The sequence below is a fragment of the Streptomyces sp. NPDC059679 genome (assembly GCF_042734105.1).
Classification (GTDB): Bacteria; Actinomycetota; Actinomycetes; order Streptomycetales; family Streptomycetaceae; genus Streptomyces.
Map to the genome: position 1 here is coordinate 74,508 of NZ_JBHWES010000061.1, position 2,254 is coordinate 76,761.

Annotated in this window: 2 protein-coding genes; both read left to right on the forward strand. The window is 74.0% G+C overall.

Annotated elements, in window-relative coordinates; translation table 11 throughout:
• Positions 1–143: 143 nt before the first annotated feature.
• Complete coding sequence (locus ACFV2X_RS42530; RefSeq protein WP_385626748.1) at positions 144–803, forward strand: hypothetical protein; 660 nt, start codon at positions 144–146, stop codon at positions 801–803.
• Entirely contained in the window at positions 800–2,173 is a 1,374-nt protein-coding gene (locus ACFV2X_RS42535) for a nucleotidyl transferase AbiEii/AbiGii toxin family protein (protein WP_385626750.1), read from the forward strand. Before ACFV2X_RS42530 ends, ACFV2X_RS42535 begins: the two co-directional genes overlap by 4 nt.
• Positions 2,174–2,254 lie beyond the last annotated feature (81 nt).

A 2,254-nucleotide genomic window follows, 5' to 3' on the forward strand; every position in this document is an offset into this window, starting at 1 on the left:
GGGGCCCCTTCTCCCCCACCCGGCCGGGGGCGGGGCCAGGCCACGCACGCCCCCCCCCCGCCCGCCGCGGTAGCCGCGACAGCGACAGCCCGGCGCCCGGACGCTGATCCTGGACGAGCCGACCGCCTGAGAAGATCTCCGGCGTGTTCACGGTCACCGGCGAGTTCGAGATCCATTTGACGGTCCGCCCTGTCACGGGGAGGGCGGACTCCCCCGTCGCGTACCGCGCGCTGGAGCGGTACGCGGCCGACCGGGCCTGGAAGTTCGCGCATATCGTCCTCGACCGTGGCCGCGTACCCTCCCAGCCGATGCTGACCCTGCGCGCCGACGGCACCCTGCCCGCGGCCCGCTCCGCCGCCGACGCGGCAGCCGCCGGGCTGGCCGGCGCGGGCTTCCCGGTCGTACGGACGAAGGTCGAGGCCGCGCCGTGGGCGGCGGGGGTGCCGGTGTCCGACGAGGAGGCCCGGGCCCTCGGCTCGCGCTACTACTTCGAGCACCACATCAAGCTGCTCCTGGACACCGCCGATCCACCGCCCGCCCTCGCCGGGCTCGTCGCCGCGCACACGGCCCACCTCTCGCGCAACGCCCGCCGGGTACGAACCGACGGGCGCGCCGAGCGCTTCGTCACCCAGCGGTGCCGCCTGGTCGGCCGCGACACGGCGGGCCGCCGGCTGGAGGCGCTGACCTCCGCCCTGCGCGCGGCGGGCCGCGAAATCCTGTCGATGGAGCGGGAATTCGTCGTGTATGACAGCGACGGGGGCCTGGACGCGGGCTGGATAGCCGAGGAGGAGGCAGCGCGATGACAGAGGCGGAGTCGGCATCGGTGTCGGCGTCGTGGACGGGGCTCGGCTGGGGCCCGTGGCCGGAGGACGGCACCATCCCCCAGGAAGAGCTGACCGAGGCGACCGCCGAGCAGATGCGGCTGCCGAAGTCGCTGCGGCCGGTCCTCGGCGAAGGGGTGCTGCAGCGCCCGGTGTTCGACCCGTCGATGGCCCACCACGCGCGGGCGATGCGGGCCGGTGAGCCGCAGTTCGAGGACGCGGCGGCCGGCCACCGCTGGTACGCCGCCCGCCACCGCGCCACGGACCTCGTCCTGGCCGCCGTCGCGGACTCGCCGTGGGCCGGGCATCTGGTGCTGCGCGGCAGCGTGCTGCTCAGGGCCTGGTACGGCGAGGCGGCGCGCGAGCCCGGGGACCTGGACTTCGTCGTGGTGCCCGACTCCTGGCAGCTGGAGGACGAGCGTACGGACCGGATGATCGACGGCATCGCGCGCGCCGCGGACCTCCGCGCCCGGCGCGCGGCCGGCCCGGTCCGTATCGACTCCCGGGGCGCGGTGAGCGACGAGATCTGGACGTACGACCGCGTCCCCGGCCGCCGTCTGGTCATACCGTGGCGGGCCACGGAGGACGGCGTGCCGCCGGGCACGGTCCAGCTCGACTTCGTCTTCAACGAGCCGCTGCCCGCCCCCGCGGCCCCCGCCTCGATTCCCCGCTGCGCCGACCCGGACGGACCGCCGCAGGGCAGCCCCGAGCCCCCGATCCGGCTCAACGCGGCCACGCCCGAGCTCTCCCTCGCCTGGAAGATCCTGTGGCTGATCACGGATATGCACCCCGAGGGCAAGGACCTGTACGACGCCGTTCTGCTGGCCGAGTCCACCGAGCTGAGCTTCGAGCTGCTGCGCCATGTCTTCCAGGGCGTCGAGGGCGGGTACTACGAGCGGAATCCGGTGCTCCTGGAGTGGATCGGGAGCGTCGAGGCGGACTGGTTCGAGTTCCAGAAGGACCATCCGCGGATCAAGGGCCTCCGCGGCGCCTACGTCCGCCGTCTGCTCAAGGCCCTCGCCCCCACCTTCGCAGCCCTCGACGACGGCAGCGGTGAGTCCGCCGAATACCAGGAGCGGGCGGCTTGGCTGGCCCAGTGGACGCGGGACTGCCGGCAGCTGCTGGCGGACTCGGGCATGGACGCGCTCCAGGAGCACCTGGTCGATCGGTATGTGCACGCGAAGAACGCCATCGTGATCACCCGCGAACTGCTCGGCCGCGCCGACTGCGAGATCGTGGACGCGGCCGAGATCGTCTACGCCTTCCGGTCGTTCAGCCGCAAGGCGTACGACCTGAGCCAGGTCCTCGGCGACCCGGTCGAGGCGTCACGGCAGCTGGCACCCCCGCAGTGATGTTGCGGTGAGTATGGGACGCGGGGGCGCCCGGGGGGCGGCGGGGGGGCGGGCCCAAAACACCTCCGCCGCCAGCTCCGC

Excerpts from the sequence above, each read along its gene's own strand:
- ACFV2X_RS42535 (WP_385626750.1), top strand. The coding sequence starts at position 800 with ATGACAGAGGCGGAGTCGGCATCGGTGTCGGCGTCGTGGACGGGGCTC.